Origin of the sequence: Paraburkholderia kururiensis, assembly GCF_034424375.1 — a bacterium.
Taxonomy (GTDB): domain Bacteria; phylum Pseudomonadota; class Gammaproteobacteria; order Burkholderiales; family Burkholderiaceae; genus Paraburkholderia; species Paraburkholderia kururiensis_A.
This window is the reverse complement of the sequence record NZ_CP139965.1, coordinates 5,893,289-5,912,348: the sequence shown is the minus strand read 5'-3', so window position 1 is coordinate 5,912,348 and position 19,060 is coordinate 5,893,289. Positions and strand designations below refer to the sequence as shown.

The following is a 19,060-nucleotide window of genomic DNA, read 5'->3' as shown; positions in this document are numbered from 1 at the left end:
TTACCCCGGCCCCCGAGGCATAGTTCTTTCGAACTACCCGAACCGCTTCGGCATCGTTCTTCCGCCTCGCTCCGCGCACCCACCGGGCGGATATTCACGCACCGGCCCGCCCACCACAATGAGCCATCCTGTCAACGATGGCGGTACGCCGTGCGCAGCTCCCCCACTCCCGTTCCCCGCAAAGCCTGGTCCGTACTCGCGGTCAGCACCTTCGCGTTCACCGTGTGCTTCATGGTCTGGATGATGTTTGCCGTCATCGGCATTCCCATCCGCAAGACGCTCGGACTGAACGCGACGGAATTCGGCTTGCTCACCGCGATGCCGGTGCTCTCCGGGTCGCTGATCCGCGTGCCGCTCGGTATCTGGACCGACCGCTTCGGCGGCCGCATCGTCATGGCCGTGCTGCTCGCCGTCGTCGTGCCCGCCGTGTGGCTGATGGCGTATGCCACGCAGTACTGGCACTACCTCGCCATCGGCATGGTGCTGGGGCTGGCGGGCGGCGCGTTCTCCGTGGGCACGCCCTACGTCGCGCGCTGGTTCCCGAAAGAGCGGCAAGGCACGGCGATGGGCGTGTTCGGCGCGGGCAACTCGGGCGCCGCGGTCAACAAGTTTCTCGCGCCCGCGCTGCTGGTCGCCTACGGCTGGACGAGCGTGCCCAAGGTCTACGCCGCGCTGCTGCTCGGCACGCTGATCGTCTTCTGGCTGGGCAGCGCAAGCGACCCGAAGCATCTCGTGCCCGCGAACACGACCTTCACCGAACAGTTGCGCGTGCTGAAAGACCCGAAGGTGCTGCGCTACTGTCAGTACTACAGCATCGTGTTCGGCGGCTATGTGGGCTTGAGCCTCTGGATGGTGCAGTACTACGTCGGCGAATACGGGCTCGACATTCGTGTCGCGGCGCTGCTTGCGGCCTGCTTCTCGCTGCCGGGCGGCGTGCTGCGTGCCATCGGCGGCGTGCTCTCGGACCGTCACGGCGCGCACCGCGTCACCTGGTGGGTGATGTGGGTGAGCTGGGTCTGCCTCTTCCTGCTGAGCTACCCGCAGACCTCTTTCACCGTATCGACCGTGGCCGGCGCGAAGACCTTCCACGTCGGCCTCAACGTCTACGCCTTCACCGCGCTGATGTTCCTGCTCGGCATCTGCTGGGCCTTCGGCAAGGCGAGCGTCTTCAAGTACATCAGCAACGACTTCTCGCACAACATCGGCGCCGTGAGCGGCATCGTCGGCCTGGCCGGCGGCCTCGGCGGTTTCCTGCTGCCCATTCTGTTCGGGGCGCTGCTCGATCTCACCGGCATCCGCTCCAGCGCCTTCATGCTGCTTTACGGAATCGTCTGGGTCTCGCTGATCTGGATGTACTGGACCGAAGTGCGCACGGCCAACGTGCTCAATGTGCCGGATCTGCGCCCCTCTCAAGGAGAATCCAAATGAACTCCCAACCGCTGGGCTCGCGGCGTGGCCGCCTGCTCGAAATCTGGACGCCTGAAGACAAGGCGTTCTGGGAACGCGAAGGCGAAGCCGTCGCGCGACTGAACCTGTGGATCTCGGTGCCGGCGCTGTTTCTCGCCTTCGCCATCTGGCAGGTGTGGAGCGTGGTGGCCGTGAGCCTGCCCGCGCTCGGCTTCCACTACTCGACGAACCAGCTGTTCTGGCTCGCCGCCGCGCCCGCGCTGAGCGGCGCGACGCTGCGCATCTTCTACTCGTTCATGGTGCCGCTCGTGGGCGGGCGCCGCTGGACGGCGATCTCCACTGCCTCGCTGCTGATTCCCGCGCTCGGCATCGGCTTCGCCGTGCAGGACAACACGACGAGCTACCCCACCATGCTGCTGCTCGCGCTGCTGTGCGGCTTCGGCGGCGGCAACTTCAGCTCGAGCATGGCCAACATCAGCTTCTTCTTTCCGAAGGAGCGCAAGGGTTCGGCGCTCGGCGTGAATGCGGGCCTCGGCAACCTGGGTGTCTCGGTGGTGCAGTTCCTGAGCCCGCTCGTGGTGACGGCCGGTGTCTTCGGCATCTTCGGCGGCGCGCCGCAAACCATCATCAAGAATCACGAGACCATCCAGGTCTGGACGCAGAACGCCGCGTTCATCTGGGTGCCGTGGATCGCCATCGCCTCGCTCGCCGCCTGGTTCGGCATGAACGATCTGGCCGAAGCCAGGGCGTCGTTCTCCGAGCAAGCCGTGATCTTCCGCCGCAAGCACAACTGGCTCATGTGCGTGCTCTATCTGGGCACCTTCGGCTCGTTCATCGGTTATGCGGCGGGCTTTCCGCTTCTCATCAAGAGCCAGTTCCCCGGCATCAACCCGCTCGCCTACGCATGGCTCGGACCGCTCGGCGGCGCGGTGGTGCGTCCGTTCGGCGGCTGGCTCGCGGACCGGCTCGGCGGCGCGCGCGTCACGCTCTGGAACTTCGTCGTGATGGCCTGCGCCGTGGGCGGCGTGCTGTACTTCCTGCCCACCGGCCCTTCGGGCGGCGTGTTCGGCGGCTTCTTCACGAGCTTCCTCGTGCTGTTCCTGACCACGGGCATCGGCAACGGCTCGACGTTTCGCATGATCCCCGTGATCTTCCAGACGCTGAAGCTGCGCGAAGTGAACGCGAAGGACCGCGATGCCGTGGCGCGCGCCACGAAGGAAGGCAACACCGAAGCCGCCGCCACGCTCGGCTTTTCCGCCGCGATGGCGGCCTACGGCGGCTTCTTCATCCCGAAGAGCTACGGCAGCTCCATCGCGCTCACGGGCGGCCCGGAAGCGGCGCTCTACGTGTTCATCGCCTTCTACCTCATCTGCATCGCCGTGACCTGGTGGCACTACGCCCGCCGCAACGCGCCTATGCCCTGCTGATCCCTGCTGATTTCAAACGGAGCCGTTACATGAGTCACTTCCTCGATCGCCTGACGCACTTCGTGCTGCCCAGGGAACGCTTCTCGGACGGACACGGCGTCACCACGGGCGAGGACCGCACGTGGGAAGACGCCTATCGCAACCGCTGGTCGCACGACAAGATCGTGCGCAGCACGCACGGCGTCAACTGTACGGGCTCGTGCTCCTGGAAGATCTACGTGAAGGGCGGCATCGTCACGTGGGAAACCCAGCAGACCGACTATCCGCGCACGCGCTGGGACATGCCCAATCACGAGCCGCGCGGCTGCGCGCGCGGCGCTTCCTACTCGTGGTACCTCTATAGCGCGAACCGCGTGAAGTACCCGATGGTGCGCGGCCGGCTGCTCTCGCGCTGGCGCGCGGCGCTCGCCGTCGCGAAAGATCCGGTGGCCGCGTGGGCCTCCATCGTGCAGGACGACGAAGCGCGGCGCGACTACCAGAAGATGCGCGGCATGGGCGGCTTCGTGCGCAGCACGTGGGACGAAGTCAACCAGCTCGTGGCCGCCGCGAACGTCTACACCATCAAGAAGCACGGGCCGGACCGCATCATCGGCTTCTCGCCCATTCCGGCCATGAGCATGGTGAGCTACGCCGCGGGCAGCCGCTACCTGAGCCTGATCGGCGGCGTCTGCATGAGCTTCTACGACTGGTATTGCGACCTGCCGCCGTCCAGCCCGCAGGTGTGGGGCGAACAGACCGACGTGCCCGAATCCGCCGACTGGTACAACTCGAGCTACATCATCGCGTGGGGCAGCAACGTTCCGCAGACCCGCACGCCCGACGCGCACTTCTTCACCGAAGTGCGCTACAAAGGCACGAAGACGGTAGCCGTCACGCCCGACTACAGCGAAGTGGCCAAGCTCTCCGACCTCTGGCTGCATCCGCGCCAGGGCACGGACGCGGCGCTCGCCATGGCGATGGGCCACGTCGCACTCAACGAGTTCTACTTCCGCACGCGCAGCGCCTATTTCGACGACTACGCGCGCCGCTACACCGACCTGCCCATGCTCGTGCTGCTGCGCGAGCACACGCTGCCCGACGGCCGCACGACGCTCGTGCCCGACCGCTATCTGCGCGCGAGCGACTTCAACGGCAAGCTGGGCCAGTCGAACAACCCCGAATGGAAAACCATGGCGTTCGACATGGCGGGCCACGCCGTGCTGCCGAACGGCTCGATCGGCTTCCGCTGGGGCGCCGAAGGCCGCGACGACGAAGGCAAGTGGAACCTCGAAGACAAGGAAGCACGCCACGGCGGACCGGTGCATCTGAAGCTCTCCGTGATCGAAGGTGAAGAGCAGGCCCACGAAATCGTCGACGTGGCGTTCCCCTACTTCGGCGGCGTGAACTCGCCGCACTTCCCCGCCAACGCGCAGCAAGGCGACATCAACATGGCGCGCGTGCCGGCCGTGCGCCTGCCGCTCGGCAAGGACGGCGAAGTGCGCGAAGCGATCGTCGCCACGGTGTTCGACCTGCAGGCCGCGCAGTACGGCATCGACCGCGGCCTCGGCAGCGGCGCCGCGAGCTACGACGACGACGCGCCCTACACGCCCGCCTGGGCCGAGAGCATCACCGGCGTGCCGCGCGAGCAGATCGTCACCGTGGCGCGCGAATTCGCCGCCAACGCGGACAAGACGCAGGGCCGCTCGATGGTCATCATCGGCGCCGCCATGAACCACTGGTATCACGCCGACATGAATTACCGCGGCGTGATCAACCTGCTCATGATGTGCGGCTGCATCGGCAAGAGCGGCGGCGGCTGGGCGCACTACGTGGGCCAGGAAAAGCTGCGTCCGCAGACGGGCTGGACCGCGCTCGCCTTTGCGCTCGACTGGGTGCGTCCGCCGCGCCAGACCAACAGCACGAGCTTCTTCTACGCGCACACCGACCAGTGGCGCTACGAGAAGCTCAACGTCGAGGAAATCGTTTCGCCGCTCGCCGACCGCAAGCAGTACGGCGGCAGCATGATCGACTACAACGTGCGCGCCGAACGCATGGGCTGGCTGCCCAGCGCGCCGCAGCTGAAGACCAACCCGCTGCATATCGCGGCGGCCGCCGCGGCGCAAGGCATGGAGCCGAAGGACTACGTGGTTAAAGGCCTGACCGACGGCAGTCTGCGCATGAGCTGCGAAGACCCCGACGCGCCGGAAAACTGGCCGCGCAACATGTTCGTGTGGCGCTCGAACCTGCTCGGTTCGTCGGGCAAGGGTCACGAGTATTTCTGCAAGCATCTGCTCGGCACCGAAAACGGCGTGCAAGGCAAAGACCTGGGCCGCGACGACGCGAAGCCCGCCGAAGTGAAATGGCACGAGCACGCGCCGCAAGGCAAGCTCGACCTGCTCGTCACGCTCGACTTCCGCATGAGCACCACGTGCCTCTATTCGGACATCGTGCTGCCCACGGCCAGCTGGTACGAGAAGAACGACCTCAACACGAGCGACATGCATCCGTTCATCCACCCGCTCTCCGCGGCCGTGGACCCGGTGTGGCAGGCGCGCTCGGACTGGGAGATCTACAAGGGTTTCGCGAAGGCCGTGAGCGAAGTGAGCGTGGGGCACCTGGGCGTCGAGAAGGACGTGGTGCTCACGCCGCTCATGCACGACTCGCCGGGCGAACTGGCGCAGCCCTTCGGCGTGCAGGAGTGGCACAAGGGCGAATGCCCCGTGGTGCCGGGCAAGACCGCGCCGCAGATCAACGTGGTGGAGCGCGACTACCCGAACCTCTACAAGCGCTTCACGGCGCTCGGGCCGCTCATGAACCGCGTGGGCAACGGCGGCAAGGGCATTGCGTGGCAGACCGAAACCGAAGTGCGGCAACTGGGCGAACTCAACGGCGTGACGCGTGAACCGGGCGTGACGCAAGGCATGCCGAAGATCGTCACCGACATCGACGCCTGCGAAGTGATTCTGCAACTGGCGCCCGAAACCAATGGCCACGTCGCCGTGAAGGCCTGGGACGCGCTCTCGAAGGCGACGGGCCGCGAGCACCGGCACCTCGCGCTCTATCGCGAAGACGAGAAGATCCGTTATCGCGACGTGCAGGCGCAGCCGCGCAAGATCATCAGCTCGCCTACGTGGAGCGGGATCGAAAGCGAGACGGTCAGCTACAACGCGGGCTACACCAACGTGCATGAACTGATTCCCTGGCGCACGCTCACCGGGCGGCAGCAGTTCTACCAGGACCACCCGTGGATGATCGCGTTCGGCGAAGGCTTTTCGAGTTACCGGCCGCCCGTGGACCTCAAGGCGACGAGCGAGATTCACAACATCCGCTCGAACGGCGAGCCCGAGATCGTGCTGAACTTCATCACGCCGCACCAGAAGTGGGGCATTCACAGCACCTACAGCGACAACCTGCTGATGCTCACGCTGAACCGCGGCGGCCCCGTGGTGTGGCTCTCCGAAGACGACGCGAAGCGCGCCGGCATCGAAGACAACGACTGGGTGGAACTCTTCAACATCAACGGCGCCATTGCAGCACGGGCGGTGGTGAGCCAGCGCGTGAATCAGGGCATGGTGCTCATGTACCACGCGCAGGAAAAGATCATCAACACGCCGGGCTCGGAGATCACGGGCGTGCGCGGCGGCATTCACAACTCCGTCACGCGCATCGTGCTCAAGCCGACTCACATGATCGGCGGCTACGCGCAGCTTGCCTACGGATTCAACTATTACGGAACGATCGGCACCAACCGCGACGAGTTCGTCGTGGTGCGCAAGATGAAACAAGTGGACTGGCTCGACACGCCGCGCGGCGACGAGCTCGCGAAAGCCTTCCAGTCGCAGGGCGAGAACCCCTGAAGCATCGTCGATCACAAGGAGCCAGACATGAAAGTACGCGCACAGATCGGCATGGTGCTGAATCTCGACAAGTGCATTGGCTGCCACACCTGCAGCGTGACCTGCAAGAACGTGTGGACGAGCCGCCCAGGCGTGGAATACGCGTGGTTCAACAACGTGGAAACGAAGCCGGGCATCGGCTACCCGAAGGAGTGGGAGAACCAGGACAAGTGGAACGGCGGCTGGATTCGCCAGGCCGACGGCTCCATCGTCCCGCGCCAGGGCGCGAAGTGGAAGCTGCTGATGCGCATCTTCGCGAACCCGAACCTGCCGCAGATCGACGACTACTACGAGCCGTTCACGTTCGACTACGAGCATCTGCACACGGCGCCCGAAATGAAGGCCGCGCCCACGGCGCGCCCGCGCAGCCTGATTACGGGCCAGCGCATGGAGAAGATCGTGTGGGGGCCGAACTGGGAAGAAATTCTGGGCGGCGAGTTTTCGAAGCGCAGCAAAGACCGCAACTTCGACGACATCCAGAAGGACATCTATGGCCAGTTCGAGAACACCTTCATGATGTATCTGCCGCGCCTGTGCGAGCACTGCCTGAACCCGGCGTGCGTGGCGTCGTGCCCCTCGGGCTCCATCTACAAGCGCGAGGAAGACGGCATCGTGCTGATCGACCAGGACAAGTGCCGCGGCTGGCGCATGTGCGTGTCGGGCTGCCCGTACAAGAAGATCTACTACAACTGGAAGAGCGGCAAGGCCGAGAAGTGCATCTTCTGCTATCCGCGCATCGAAGCGGGCCAGCCCACGGTGTGCTCCGAAACCTGCGTGGGCCGTATCCGCTACCTGGGCGTGATGCTCTACGACGCGGACCGCATCGAAGAAGCGGCAAGCGTGGCCGAAGACCGCAACCTCTATGAAGCGCAGCTCGGCATCTTCCTCGACCCGAACGACCCCGAAGTGGTCGAGCAGGCCCGCCGCGACGGCGTGCCCGACAACTGGCTGGAAGCCGCGCGTTCGAGCCCCGTCTACCGCATGGCCGTGGACTGGAAAGTGGCGCTGCCGCTGCACCCGGAATACCGCACGCTGCCGATGGTCTGGTACGTGCCGCCGCTCTCGCCCATCACGTCCGCGGCACAGGCCGGCCACGTGAGCGCAAACGGCGAGATTCCGGACGTGCGCCAGCTGCGCATTCCCGTGAAGTACCTCGCGAACCTGCTGACGGCGGGCGACACGGCACCGGTGGTGCGCGCGCTCGAACGCATGCTCGCCATGCGCGCGTGGCAGCGCGGCAAGCACGTGGACGGCGTGGAAAACCACGCGGCGCTCACGCAGACGGGACTCACGCCCGCCCAGGTGGAAGAGATGTATCGCGTGATGGCCATCGCGAACTACGAAGACCGCTTCGTGATTCCGACCACGCACCGCGAGTACGCCGAGAACGCGTTCAACGTGCGCGGCGGCTGCGGCTTCAGCTTCGGCAACGGCTGCTCGGAAGGCACGACGGAAACGAGCCTCTTCGGCAGCGAAAAGAAACGCACCATTCCGATCAAGGTGGAGATCTGAGCATGACGTCCCGCACCCTTTCTTCTCACGGCCTGCCGGTGACGCTGCGCGCGCTGGCGCGCCTGCTCGACTACCCGGACGCCGCCATGCGCGCCGACCTGCCCGACGTGCGCGAGGCGCTGCATGCGCAGGCCGTGCTCGGCGCGGCGCGACTTGCGGCGCTCGATGCGCTGATCGACACGTTGATCGCGCGCCCGGGCCTCGAATCCGAAGCGGTCTACGTGGACCTGTTCGATCGCGGCCGCGGCACGGCGCTGCATCTCTTTGAGCACGTGCACGGCGATTCGCGCGACCGCGGTCCCGCGATGATCGACCTCATTCAGACCTACGAGGCCGCGGGCATGTACCTCGCCTCGAACGAACTGCCCGACCACCTGACCGTGCTGCTCGAATACGCGTCGACGCAGCCGCCGCAATCGGCGGTGGGCCTGCTGGGCGAAGTCGCGCACATCGTGCAGACGATCTTCAGCGCGCTCACGAAGCGCGAGAGCGATTACGCAAGCGTGCTGGGCGCGCTGCTCGATCTGGCCGGACAACCGGCGCAGCCCGTGGCCGTGCCCGCCGAACCCGCGCTCGACGAAAGCTGGAGCGAGCCGGAAGCATTCGGTGCGTGTCCGTCGGCGAGCATCTCGCCGGATGCTCAGGCAACCGCTCAGGCAGCGGCGCAAGCCGGCGCGCCCCAACCCATCCGCATCGTGCGCGGCGCCGCGGCGTCGCATCGCTCATCGTCCAGTCCTTCTTCTTCGCAGGGAGCGTCCGCATGAACTCCGCCCTCAATACCTTCCTGTTCAGCGTCTATCCGTACCTCTGCCTCGCGGTGTTCCTGATGGGCAGCCTCGCCCGCTTCGACCGCGACCAGTACACGTGGAAGAGCGACTCGTCGCAACTGCTGCGTGCGGGGCAACTGCGCTGGGGCAGCAACCTGTTCCACATCGGCATCCTGTTTCTACTGTTCGGGCACACGGTGGGTCTGCTCACGCCGCACTTCATCTACTCGCCGTTCATCAGCGCGCAGCACAAGCAGATGCTCGCCATTCTCTCGGGCGGCACGGCCGGCGTGATCTGCTTCATCGGCCTCACGCTGCTGCTGCACCGGCGCATGTTCGACCCGCGCATTCGCCTGACGAGCCATCGCACCGACCTCGCCATTCTCGCGATCCTCTGGCTCCAGTTGTGCCTCGGCCTCGTCACGCTGCCGTTTTCGTATGCGGACCGCGGCGACGCGGCGACCATGCTCTCGCTGGCCGAATGGGCGCAGCACGTCGTCACGTTCCGTCCCGACGCGAGCTTCCTTGCTGCCGTCGGGTGGCCGTTCAAGGTGCACATCGTGCTGGGCATGACGATCTTCCTGCTGTTTCCGTTCAGCCGGCTCGTGCATATCTGGAGCGGATTCGCCTCGGTCGGTTATCTGTTCCGCCCCTACCAGCTTGTGCGCTCGCGCCGCATGAACCTGCCCTCGGCGCGCCGCAAGGCGTAAGGCCCAGCAAGGAGACCACACCATGACTACCCCGGACTCGCTCGTTGCCGTCGATGTCGCCACCGTCAACGGCGTCCCGCTGCATCACGCCGACGAGACGTTGAGCCCCGACGAATTGCGCCAGCGCGCCTGCACAGAACTGCTGCGCCAGGCCGCGATGGCGGCCGGCCTGCTCGCCGCCGACGACCCGGCGCCCGTGGAGGGCGCGACGAGCGCGGCGGCGTCGGCCGCCATCGAGGCGCTGCTGGAAACCGCGCTCAAGGTGCCCGAGCCGTCGGACGAAGCCTGCCGCCGCTACTACGACGCCAACCCGAACCGCTACGCCGTGGGCGAACGGCTGCTCGCGCGCCACATCCTCTTTGCCGTGACGCCCGGTGTGGACATCACCTTGCTGCGCCAGCGCGCGGAAGCGTGTCTGCTGCAACTGCGCTGCCGCGACACCGACGCAGCAACGAGCGCCGACGAGAGCTTCGCGCGCGCCGCCGCCGAACTGTCGAACTGCCCGAGCGCCGCCGAAGGCGGCCAGCTGGGCTGGCTGCGCGCCGAGGAATGCGCGCCGGAGTTCGCGCGCGCGATCTTCGGCATCCGCGACACGGGCGTGCTGCCGCAACTCGTGCACAGCCGCTTCGGCCTGCACGTGGTGGACGTGCTCGCGCGCGAGCCCGGCACCGTGCCGCCTTACGAGGCCGTGAGCCAGGCTGCCGCGCAGTCGCTGCGGCAGCAGGCGTTCGTCACGGCGCTGCGCCAGTACGTGACCGTGCTGGCCGGCGAGGCGGACATCATGGGCGTGGATCTCGACAGCGTGCCCACGCCGCTGGTCCAATAGCGGTTCTGTCGAAGGCTGCGCCGGCCGTTTCATGGCCCACGCAGCCTGACGCCCTGCTCCCGCACCATGTCCCTGATCGAACTGTGGCCCGCGCTGCGCCACGCGCACATGACCCTCGCCGCGTGCAGCGGCGCCCTCTTCGCCACGCGCGGCGCCGCCGTGCTGCTGCAACGGCCGTGGCCGATGCGCCGTCATTGGCGCATGGCGAGCTACGCGATCGATACGCTGCTGCTCGCGGCCGGCATCACCTTGTGGGCCACGCTGCGTTTGAACCCCGTGCACGACGCGTGGCTCGGCACCAAGCTGCTGGTGCTGGTGGCGTACATTCTGGCGGGGTCGGTTGCGCTCAAGCGCGGCAAAACGCTCACGGCGCGCGGCGCCGCCTATGGCACTGCGCTTGCGCTGTATCTGTTCATCGCTTCCGTCGCGATTGCGCACAGCCCGGCGGGGGTCTTCAGTTCTCTGTTGGCGCGTTGACGATCGAGGACACGCAGGCGTCGCAGCCGCCTTAGCCTTAAGCCTTCGCCTTAGCGCCACACTTCAACGCTGCCATTGACCGAGCGCGCCGAGCGCTGCCCTGCCATGTCGCCCTTACTCTTTCCCGGCTCCCGACCCGCCGCCAGCTTCGACGAACCGTTCGAGATGCTCGCCGCCTGCCACGGCAACGCCGAGCGCATGCTGCGTCTGCTCGAACGCCTCGCAGCCAGACTTGCCGAAACAGGGTGCGATGAAGCCGCGCAGCAAGCCGCGCGCGATGTGATCCGATATTTCGACATCGCGGCGCCCGCCCATCACGAGGACGAGGAACGGCACGTCTTTCCACTGCTCGCCGCCCACGGCACGCCCGAGCAAAAGCTGTTGGTGGAGCGCCTGAAGCAGGAACACGTCGAGATGTCCAGACACTGGCAGGCCATCAAGCTTGACCTCGATCAAGTGATCAGCGGCCAGTGGACGGTACAAACGCAGGGTGCCGCAGGCCATGATGCCGACCGGTCCCCGCTTGCCGATTGGGCGAGTTTTGCCGCGCTGTACCGCGCGCACATCGAGGCCGAGGAAAGCGGGGCGTATCCCGCCGTGCAGACCTCGATGGACGACACCACGCGCGCCGGAATGGGCCGCGAGATGGCGAAACGGCGCAGCGTGCGCTGGCCCCCCGAGTCCTGAGACGTGCTCTGCCCTTGAGCAGTGGCCTGGTCGCGAAGAACTCCGGAAAAGGGGATCGCGGGGAACCTGCGCCAACACGGCGGAAAACGACCGAAGGGATGCAGCGGGCCAGCATCCCAGGCCTCTGCGGCACGCGTAGAACACACCCAAGCACCGCGCTGCACCCAGGAAAGCGCAACAGAAGGACTTCAATGAGCCGGTTTCGTACCCTCTCGGCCAAACTCGGCCTGATCGGCGGCACGCTGCTGCTGGTCGCCCTTGCCTCCATCAGCTTTACGCTGTGGGCCAGCTGGCAGCTGGAAGGCGGCGCCGCGGCCGTCAACGAAGCGGGCCGCATGCGCATGCAGACCTGGCGCATCGCGCAGACGCTGGGCCGCGGCGACACCGCGCAGCTTGCGCAACAGGTCGCGCAGTTCGACCGCAGCGTGGTGCTGCTGCGCAACGGCGACCCCGCGCGGCCCCTGTTCCTGCCGCACGACGCCCGCTCCACGCAAGCCTTTCTCGACGTGCAGCGCGACTGGCAGACGCTGCGCGCACAATGGACGGGCTCCGCCGCGCCCAACGCCGCCGAGGCCGCGCGGCAGGCCGAAGCGTTCGTCCAGCACATCGACGTGCTGGTGTCGTCGGTGGAAACGCGGCTCTCGTCGCTCACCGGCATCCTCAACGCCTTGCAACTCTTCATGGTGGCGCTGACCGTGGCGAGCGCCGTCACGCTGCTCTACTCGGCTTACCTCTTCGTGTTCAATCCGCTCGAACGGCTGCAAACGGGACTCGCCCGCGCGCGCGAAGGCGACCTTTCGGCGCGCGTGACCGTGGATTCGAGCGACGAATTCGGCGAGCTGTCCGAAGGCTTCAACCGTATGGCCGAAACGCTGCAAGGCCTCTACCAGAACCTCGAAGTGAAGGTCGAGGAAAAGACGGTGCGCCTTGCCGCCCAGCACGAGCGCCTGAGCACGCTCTACCAGGCCACCGCATTCGCCGCGCACGCTGCAACGCTCGACGAACTGGCTCAGGGCTTCGCGCAGCGCGTGCGGCGCGCGGCCCACGCCGACGCCGCCGCCATCCGCTGGTCCGACGAAGGGAACCGCCGCTACGTGATGCTCGCCTCCGACGGCCTGCCCGCCGAGGTGGCGGCCAACGAACATTGCGTGATGACGGGCGACTGCCTGTGCGCGCAGCCGCAGGAAGAAGCGCTGACGCGCGTCATTCCGATCCGCTCGGAAAGCACGGAGCCGCTGCTCGGCCATTGCGAGCGCGCCGGCTACCGCACCGTGGTGAGCGTGCCCGTGCGGTTGCAGGACCGCCTCGTCGGCGAAATGGATCTGTTCTACACGACCCAGGCCACGCTCACGGACGAGGACCGCGGCCTGCTCGATACGCTCGCGAACCACCTGGCCGTGGCGATCGAAGGCTTGCGCGCAAGCGCGCTGGAACGCGAAGCCGCGGTGGCCGCGGAGCGCGGGCTGCTGGCGCGCGAGCTGCACGATTCGATTGCGCAGAGCCTCGCGTTCATGAAGATCCAGATCGCGCTGCTGCGCGCGGCGCTGCGCCGCGACGACGACGCGCAGGTGGCGCGCACCGTGGGCGAACTCGAAGCCGGCATTCATGAGAGCCTCTCCGACGTACGCGAACTGCTCGTCCACTTCCGCACGCGTTCCGGCGTGGCACTTCGACGTCACAGCAGGCACGCAGCGGCTCTGCGAACAACTAGAAGTGGCCAGCCTGGATGGCTTCAGCGCCCAGACGCTGACGAGCGCGTGCGGCGCCGCCGGCGCCCTGCTACTCTACGCCGCGGCGACGCAAGGCCAGCAGTTGCGGCACGTGCGCAGCCTCAAGGTCGAATACGAATCCGAGTACATCGGGCTCGATCCCGCCACGCGCCGCAATCTCGAACTGACGGAAACGCTGCGCGGCACCGAATCGCCCACGTTGTGCTCGTTGCTCGACACGTGCAGCACGACGATGGGGAGCCGGCTGCTGCGTCACTGGCTGCATCACCCGCCGCGCGATGCGTCGATTGCCGGTGCACGTCAGCAGGCCATCGGTGCGCTGCTGGAGGCGCCGCCACAAGCCAGTCTCGATGCGTTGCGCAGCGCGCTGCGCCAGATAGCGGACGTCGAGCGGATTACAGGGCGGCTCGCCCTGCTCTCGGCGCGCCCGCGCGACCTCTCGAGCCTGCGTGACACGTTCATCGCATTGCCGTCGCTGCGCGAGCAAATGGCCGCGGTGAGCGGCGCTGCGCCTATGCTCGCGCACATCGAAGCGACGCTGGAGCCGCCCGGGTCTTGCGTGGAGTTGCTGGCTCGTGCGGTCGCGCCGGAACCCGCAGCCATGGTGCGCGACGGCGGTGTCATCGCGCGCGGCTACGACGCCGAACTCGACGAATTGCGCGACATCTCCGAAAACTGCGGCCAGTTCCTGCTCGAACTCGAAACGCGCGAACGCGAGCGCACCGGCATCAACAATCTGCGGGTCGAGTACAACAAGGTTCACGGCTTCTACATCGAAGTGACGCGCGGGCAAACCGACAAGGTGCCCGACGATTATCGGCGGCGTCAGACGCTCAAGAATGCCGAGCGCTACATCACGCCGGAACTGAAGACGTTCGAAGACAAGGCGCTATCAGCCCAGGAACGGGCGCTCGCGCGCGAGCGGGCGCTCTACGACGCGCTCCTGCAATCACTGCTGCCGTTCATTCCCGATTGCCAGCGTGTTGCGACCGCGCTCGCGGAACTCGACGTACTCGCGACCTTCGCTGAACGCGCGCGAGCACTCGACTGGGTCGCGCCCTCGTTCGACGAAAGCGCAGGCATCGAGATCGAGCAGGGACGGCATCCTGTCGTCGAAGCCCAGGTCGAGCAGTTCATCGCGAACGACTGCCGGCTCGACGCGGAGCGCAAACTGCTGCTCATCACGGGCCCGAACATGGGCGGTAAATCGACATTCATGCGCCAGACCGCGCTGATTGCGCTGTTGGCCTACGTCGGCAGCTACGTCCCGGCACGGCGGGCACGCTTCGGTCCGATCGATCGCATCTTCACGCGCATTGGCGCCGCCGACGACCTGGCGGGCGGCCGTTCCACGTTCATGGTGGAAATGACCGAGGCAGCCGCGATCCTCAACGACGCAACCTCGCAAAGTCTCGTGCTGATGGATGAAATCGGTCGCGGCACGTCGACGTTCGACGGGCTTGCGCTTGCCTGGGCCATCGCGCGGCACCTGCTCTCGCATAACAGCTGCTACACGCTCTTTGCCACGCACTACTTCGAACTCACGCAGCTGCCGGCGGAGTTTCCTCAGGCGGCCAACGTACACCTGTCCGCTGTCGAACACGGGCACGTGATCGTGTTCCTGCACGCCGTCAACGAAGGTCCAGCGAGCCAGAGTTACGGTCTTCAGGTGGCGCAGCTCGCCGGCGTGCCGTCCACGGTAATCCGGGCAGCACGTAAGCATCTCGCGCTGCTCGAGCAGCAGTCCGCAGCGCAGCCTACGCCGCAGCTCGATCTGTTTGCCCCGCGCCCCACGACGGAAGCCGAAGACGAAACGGAGCCGCGCCACGAAGTGCGGGACGAAAACGATCAGCATAGCGAAGCGTCCCCGGTCGATCCGGTCGCCGAAGCGGTTGCCGAGCGATTGCGTGCCATCGACCCGGATGAACTGCGGCCACGCGAGGCGCTCGATCTGCTCTATGAATTGCACGGGCTCGCGACGGCGCCACATGAGAAACGCTGAGCGGTCTGCGCGCACTGCACGGCAAAGGCATGCGTGCGTGCGGGCGGTCGCCGCGGCCGCCTTGGTTGGCGCGCTGCTGGGGCTTGCTTGCGCCCCGGCTCGCGCCGCGGGGCAGCGCTACTCGTTTGCCGTCATTTCAGGCGCGATGCGAAGCCCGGCCGACGAAGCCGCGACGCAGCGGTTGATCGAAGCAGCCGGACTGAACAGGAATGTGGCGTTCATCGTCTATGACGGCGATCTCAAAGGGCCTACCGAAGCATGCAGCGACGCGCTTTACGAGCGTCGCCAGGCGGTGCTGGAAACGGCGCGGCCAGCACTGATATTCGTTCCCGGCCAATACGACTGGGTCAGTTGCTCCGCACGCGACGCAGGCGGCTTCGACCCGGTAGAAAGGCTCGATCGGTTACGGCAAACATTTTTCGCGGACCCCACTTCGATGGGACAAACGCGCCTACCCCTTACCCGCGAAAGCGAAGTATCGCGCTTCAGGCCATATCGGGAAAACGCGCGATGGCAGGTGGGGGACACGATCTTCATCGGACTCAACGTGCCGGGCGGCAACAATCATTACCTGACCGCTGGCGGCCGCAATGGTGAATTCGAAGATCGCACGATCGCCAATGCCTTCTGGCTCGAACATGCAGGCGAGTACGCCCGGCGTCGTGGCGCGCGAGCCATCGTGATCTTCACTCAGGGCGATCCGGACCCCGAGCGCTACGAACGGCCAGACCGCTTCGCCTGGCTGCGCTTTGCGCGTCGTGAGCGGCGCGATGGATATCTGGAATTCAAGCGAAGTCTGGTCAAACTCGCCGAAACGTTTCATGGCCCGGTCGTGGTGATCCATGAAGACGATGGCCACCCGGCTGGCGGTTTTCAGATCGATCAGCCGCTACGCAACGACAAAGGCGCGCGAGTCGCCAATCTCACGCGTATCGCATTCGCGCCGCGTAACAGGCTTATGCAGTGGATAGAGGTGGATGCAGACATGGCGCGGCAGCCACCGTTTCGCGTAAGCGTGCGTGACGTGCCGAAAGACTTGCCGCTGCCACAGCCACCGGCCCTCGTGCCCGGAGGCGACAGCGCACCGCCGATTCCCGCAATGCCGGAAGTCTCTTCCGCGCCGGATGTACCCACTCCCTCGTCGGGGTATGCAGAGCCGGCCAGTCAGCCGCCCGACTCCAGCACAGGCAACGGCGGCAATACGACTCATCCCGGCTATACCGTTCCGCCACCGAGCGGCACGGGCACCGTGCCTTGAACTGCACCGGCGTCAGTTGACGACGCCGGCATACCACGAGGTTCAGTGCAACGTGGGCTTTGAACCGGCTTCGCCCTCGTCATCATCTTCGTCTTCGTCGACGATTTCGAGGCCGTTCGCGCCATGCGCGTGCTCGTGCTGGATCTCGTCGTCCGTGGCCTGACGCACTTCCGTAACAGTCAGTGCAAACCGCAGGGCCATGCCGGCGAGCGGATGATTGCCATCGAGTACGACCTTGTCCTCGGCAACATCCGTCACCGTGTAGATCAGCGTGTCGACATCTTCGTCGCCCTCTTCGGGCGTACCTTCGAACTGCATGCCCACTTCGAGCGGCTCGGGAAAGCGGTTGCGCGGCTCGATCTTTACCAGTTCGGGATCGTATTCGCCAAATGCATCTTGCGGATCAAGCTGAATCTGGGTTTCGAAGCCCGGCTCCTGCCCGTCAAGCACTTCCTCGATCTTGGGGAACGTGCCATCATAGCCGCCGTGCAGATAGACCATCGGCTCGTCGCTTTCCTCAATCAGATTGCCCTGCGCATCCGACAGCTTGTAAGCGACCGAAACGACAGTGTCCTTTGCGATTTTCATTCGATTCTCCAGAATACAAATCACATTATACGATGCCCAAGCGGCCCTCCGACTATCCGGCCGGCCAACGCGCGACCGCGTCGCGCATGCCGGCTCCGGCTTCCGGCCGGCCCCTTCCCGATCAGCCCACGCCGTTGCTCGGCGGCCTCACTCCGACGCAATTCATGCGCCGGTATTGGCAGAAAAAACCGTTCCTGGTCCGTCAGGCGGTGCCCGGCATTGCCTCTCCCGTCACACGCGAAGAACTCTTCGAGCTGGCCGCGGGCGATGATGTCGAATCACGTCTGGTCACGCATTTTCGTGGACGCTGGCAACTCGATCACGGCCCATTCGACACGACTGCCCTGCCGCGCGTCACCCAACGTGCCTGGACGCTGCTCGTCCAGGGCGTGAACCTGCATGACGACCGCGCCCGCGCGCTGCTGGACAGGTTTCGCTTCGCGCCGGATGCCCGGCTCGACGACCTGATGATCTCGTACGCCACCGATGGTGGCGGTGTGGGACCGCACTTCGATTCATACGACGTGTTTTTGCTGCAGGTGCACGGCAAGCGGCATTGGCGCATCGGGGCACAACGAGACCTGTCGTTGCGTGACGATCTGCCCTTGAAAATACTGGCGCATTTCGAGCCCGAAGAGGAATGGGTACTTGAGCCAGGCGACATGCTTTATTTGCCGCCGCATATTGCGCACGACGGCATCGCCATCGGCGAGTGCATGACCTGCTCCATCGGCTTTCGAGCGCCCTCCGCAAGCGAACTCACGTCACAATTCCTCTACTACCTGGCGGAACGCGGCAACGCCCATCGCGGGGACGACACGCTCTACAGAGATCCGAAACAGCCCCCCGTGAGTGAACCGGCCCGACTGCCGACAGGGCTGGTGGAACGCGTGGGCGCGATCCTTGCGAACATTCGCTGGAAGCAATCCGACGTGTCCGCATTTCTCGGTGCCTGGCTAAGCGAACCGAAGTCAAACGTGGTGTTCGAGCCCCCCGCGCGCCCGGCAAATGAAGCCGCATTTGTGAACCGCGCTACCCGCGCCGGTGTGCGGCTGCACCGGAAGACAGTTCTGCTGTACGACAATCACTCATATTTCCTGAATGGTGAGCAAAACTCTCTTCCATCAGGCAAAAGTTGGCTCATTGACCTCGCGAATAGCCGCACGTTGAGTGCGAAACGCTTTGTAACACTCTCGCACGATTCGTCGGTGACAGCACTACTGCACGAGTGGTATTGTGCGGGCTGGGTAGAGTTGGGCGGGCTTGCATAAGCCTTTCCACCTGCTATACCGTTACGGAAACGTCTGTATGAGAAAGACAACGTATTGACCCCGCATTTGTCGACGGTCGGTACGAAAGTGCATATAATTTCCGCCCAAGCCGTAGGGAAGATTCACGCTCATGAAGTGCGTCTCCACCAGCGGCCCGGGTCGGTGTTGGAGCACATTACCGGTATTATTTTGCGCTGTTGCTTACCTTTAACCATAAAAGGACGTGATCATGAAGAAATCCCTCCTCGTAGCATCCCTGTTGGCAGCCGTTGCACTGGCTGCTTGCAACAAGAGCAGCGATCAAGCAGCTGCCCCGGCCGCTAGCGACACGTCGGCTGCTTCGGCACCGGCTGCTGCCGCGAGCGACACGGGTGCTGCTTCGAGCGCCGCTGCTGCGAGCGACACGGGCGCTGCTTCGGCTACGACGGGTGCTTCGGACGCAGGCGCTGCTGCTTCGGCTGCTGCTCCGGCGTCGGGCGCAAGCCAGTAAGTCGTTGTTGCGCGAGTTCGCCTTCGGGCGAAC

General features: G+C 65.5%; 13 protein-coding genes and 2 pseudogenes. 14 read left to right on the top strand and 1 reads right to left on the bottom strand.

Annotation, left to right across the window (positions count from 1 at the left end):
- Nucleotides 1–150 precede the first annotated feature (150 nt).
- From U0042_RS26485 to U0042_RS26430, 12 genes and pseudogenes are all read left to right on the top strand, one after another.
- Nucleotides 151–1,428: an MFS transporter gene (locus U0042_RS26485; RefSeq protein WP_114811518.1), complete on the top strand. Its 1,278-nt coding sequence runs from the start codon at nt 151–153 to the stop codon at nt 1,426–1,428.
- Nucleotides 1,425–2,834 (top strand): NarK family nitrate/nitrite MFS transporter, encoded by a 1,410-nt coding sequence (locus tag U0042_RS26480; RefSeq protein ID WP_114811517.1) that lies wholly within the window; start codon nt 1,425–1,427, stop codon nt 2,832–2,834. The genes U0042_RS26485 and U0042_RS26480 overlap by 4 nt, the downstream gene beginning before the upstream one ends.
- Before the next feature lie 29 nt (nt 2,835–2,863).
- Complete coding sequence (locus U0042_RS26475) at nt 2,864–6,670, top strand: nitrate reductase subunit alpha (protein ID WP_114811516.1); 3,807 nt, start codon at nt 2,864–2,866, stop codon at nt 6,668–6,670.
- A gap of 27 nt (nt 6,671–6,697) precedes the next feature.
- The gene (gene narH / locus U0042_RS26470) at nt 6,698–8,221 is read left to right on the top strand and encodes a nitrate reductase subunit beta (RefSeq protein WP_114811515.1); all 1,524 of its coding nucleotides are present in this window, start codon (nt 6,698–6,700) and stop codon (nt 8,219–8,221) included.
- Nucleotides 8,222–8,223: 2 nt separating this feature from the next.
- A complete protein-coding gene (gene narJ, locus U0042_RS26465; RefSeq protein WP_114811514.1) occupies nt 8,224–8,985 on the top strand; it encodes a nitrate reductase molybdenum cofactor assembly chaperone in 762 nt (253 codons plus the stop codon).
- The gene (gene narI / locus U0042_RS26460) at nt 8,982–9,698 is read left to right on the top strand and encodes a respiratory nitrate reductase subunit gamma (RefSeq protein WP_114811513.1); all 717 of its coding nucleotides are present in this window, start codon (nt 8,982–8,984) and stop codon (nt 9,696–9,698) included. The genes narJ and narI overlap by 4 nt, the downstream gene beginning before the upstream one ends.
- Before the next feature lie 22 nt (nt 9,699–9,720).
- Nucleotides 9,721–10,524 (top strand): peptidylprolyl isomerase, encoded by an 804-nt coding sequence (locus tag U0042_RS26455; RefSeq protein ID WP_114811512.1) that lies wholly within the window; start codon nt 9,721–9,723, stop codon nt 10,522–10,524.
- Nucleotides 10,525–10,590: 66 nt separating this feature from the next.
- A complete protein-coding gene (locus U0042_RS26450; RefSeq protein WP_114811511.1) occupies nt 10,591–11,001 on the top strand; it encodes a SirB2 family protein in 411 nt (136 codons plus the stop codon).
- Between the two features lie 75 nt (nt 11,002–11,076).
- The gene (locus tag U0042_RS26445) at nt 11,077–11,688 is read left to right on the top strand and encodes a hemerythrin domain-containing protein (protein WP_327205009.1); all 612 of its coding nucleotides are present in this window, start codon (nt 11,077–11,079) and stop codon (nt 11,686–11,688) included.
- Between the two features lie 98 nt (nt 11,689–11,786).
- Nucleotides 11,787–13,283 (top strand): annotated as a pseudogene (locus tag U0042_RS26440) (type IV pili methyl-accepting chemotaxis transducer N-terminal domain-containing protein); the annotation flags it as partial.
- A gap of 55 nt (nt 13,284–13,338) precedes the next feature.
- A pseudogene (mutS, locus tag U0042_RS26435) lies at nt 13,339–15,420 on the top strand (DNA mismatch repair protein MutS); the annotation flags it as partial.
- On the top strand, nt 15,407–16,678 hold the full coding sequence (locus U0042_RS26430) for a hypothetical protein (RefSeq protein WP_232833405.1): 1,272 nt from the start codon (nt 15,407–15,409) through the stop codon (nt 16,676–16,678). The pseudogene mutS and the gene U0042_RS26430, both read left to right, overlap by 14 nt.
- Nucleotides 16,679–16,720: 42 nt before the next feature.
- Here the strand turns inward: U0042_RS26430 and U0042_RS26425 are convergent, their stop codons facing one another.
- Nucleotides 16,721–17,266, bottom strand: coding sequence for an FKBP-type peptidyl-prolyl cis-trans isomerase (locus tag U0042_RS26425; RefSeq protein ID WP_114811509.1), 546 nt, complete (start codon nt 17,264–17,266; stop codon nt 16,721–16,723).
- A gap of 32 nt (nt 17,267–17,298) precedes the next feature.
- On the opposite strand from U0042_RS26425, the gene U0042_RS26420 reads away from it, so the two are divergent.
- Together U0042_RS26420 and U0042_RS26415 are read left to right on the top strand one after the other, a co-directional pair.
- Nucleotides 17,299–18,537, top strand: a complete 1,239-nt coding sequence (locus tag U0042_RS26420; protein ID WP_114811508.1) for a cupin domain-containing protein — start codon at nt 17,299–17,301, stop codon at nt 18,535–18,537.
- A 229-nt stretch (nt 18,538–18,766) separates the two neighbouring features.
- Complete coding sequence (locus U0042_RS26415) at nt 18,767–19,027, top strand: hypothetical protein (protein ID WP_081601951.1); 261 nt, start codon at nt 18,767–18,769, stop codon at nt 19,025–19,027.
- The last annotated feature ends 33 nt before the right edge of the window (nt 19,028–19,060 follow it).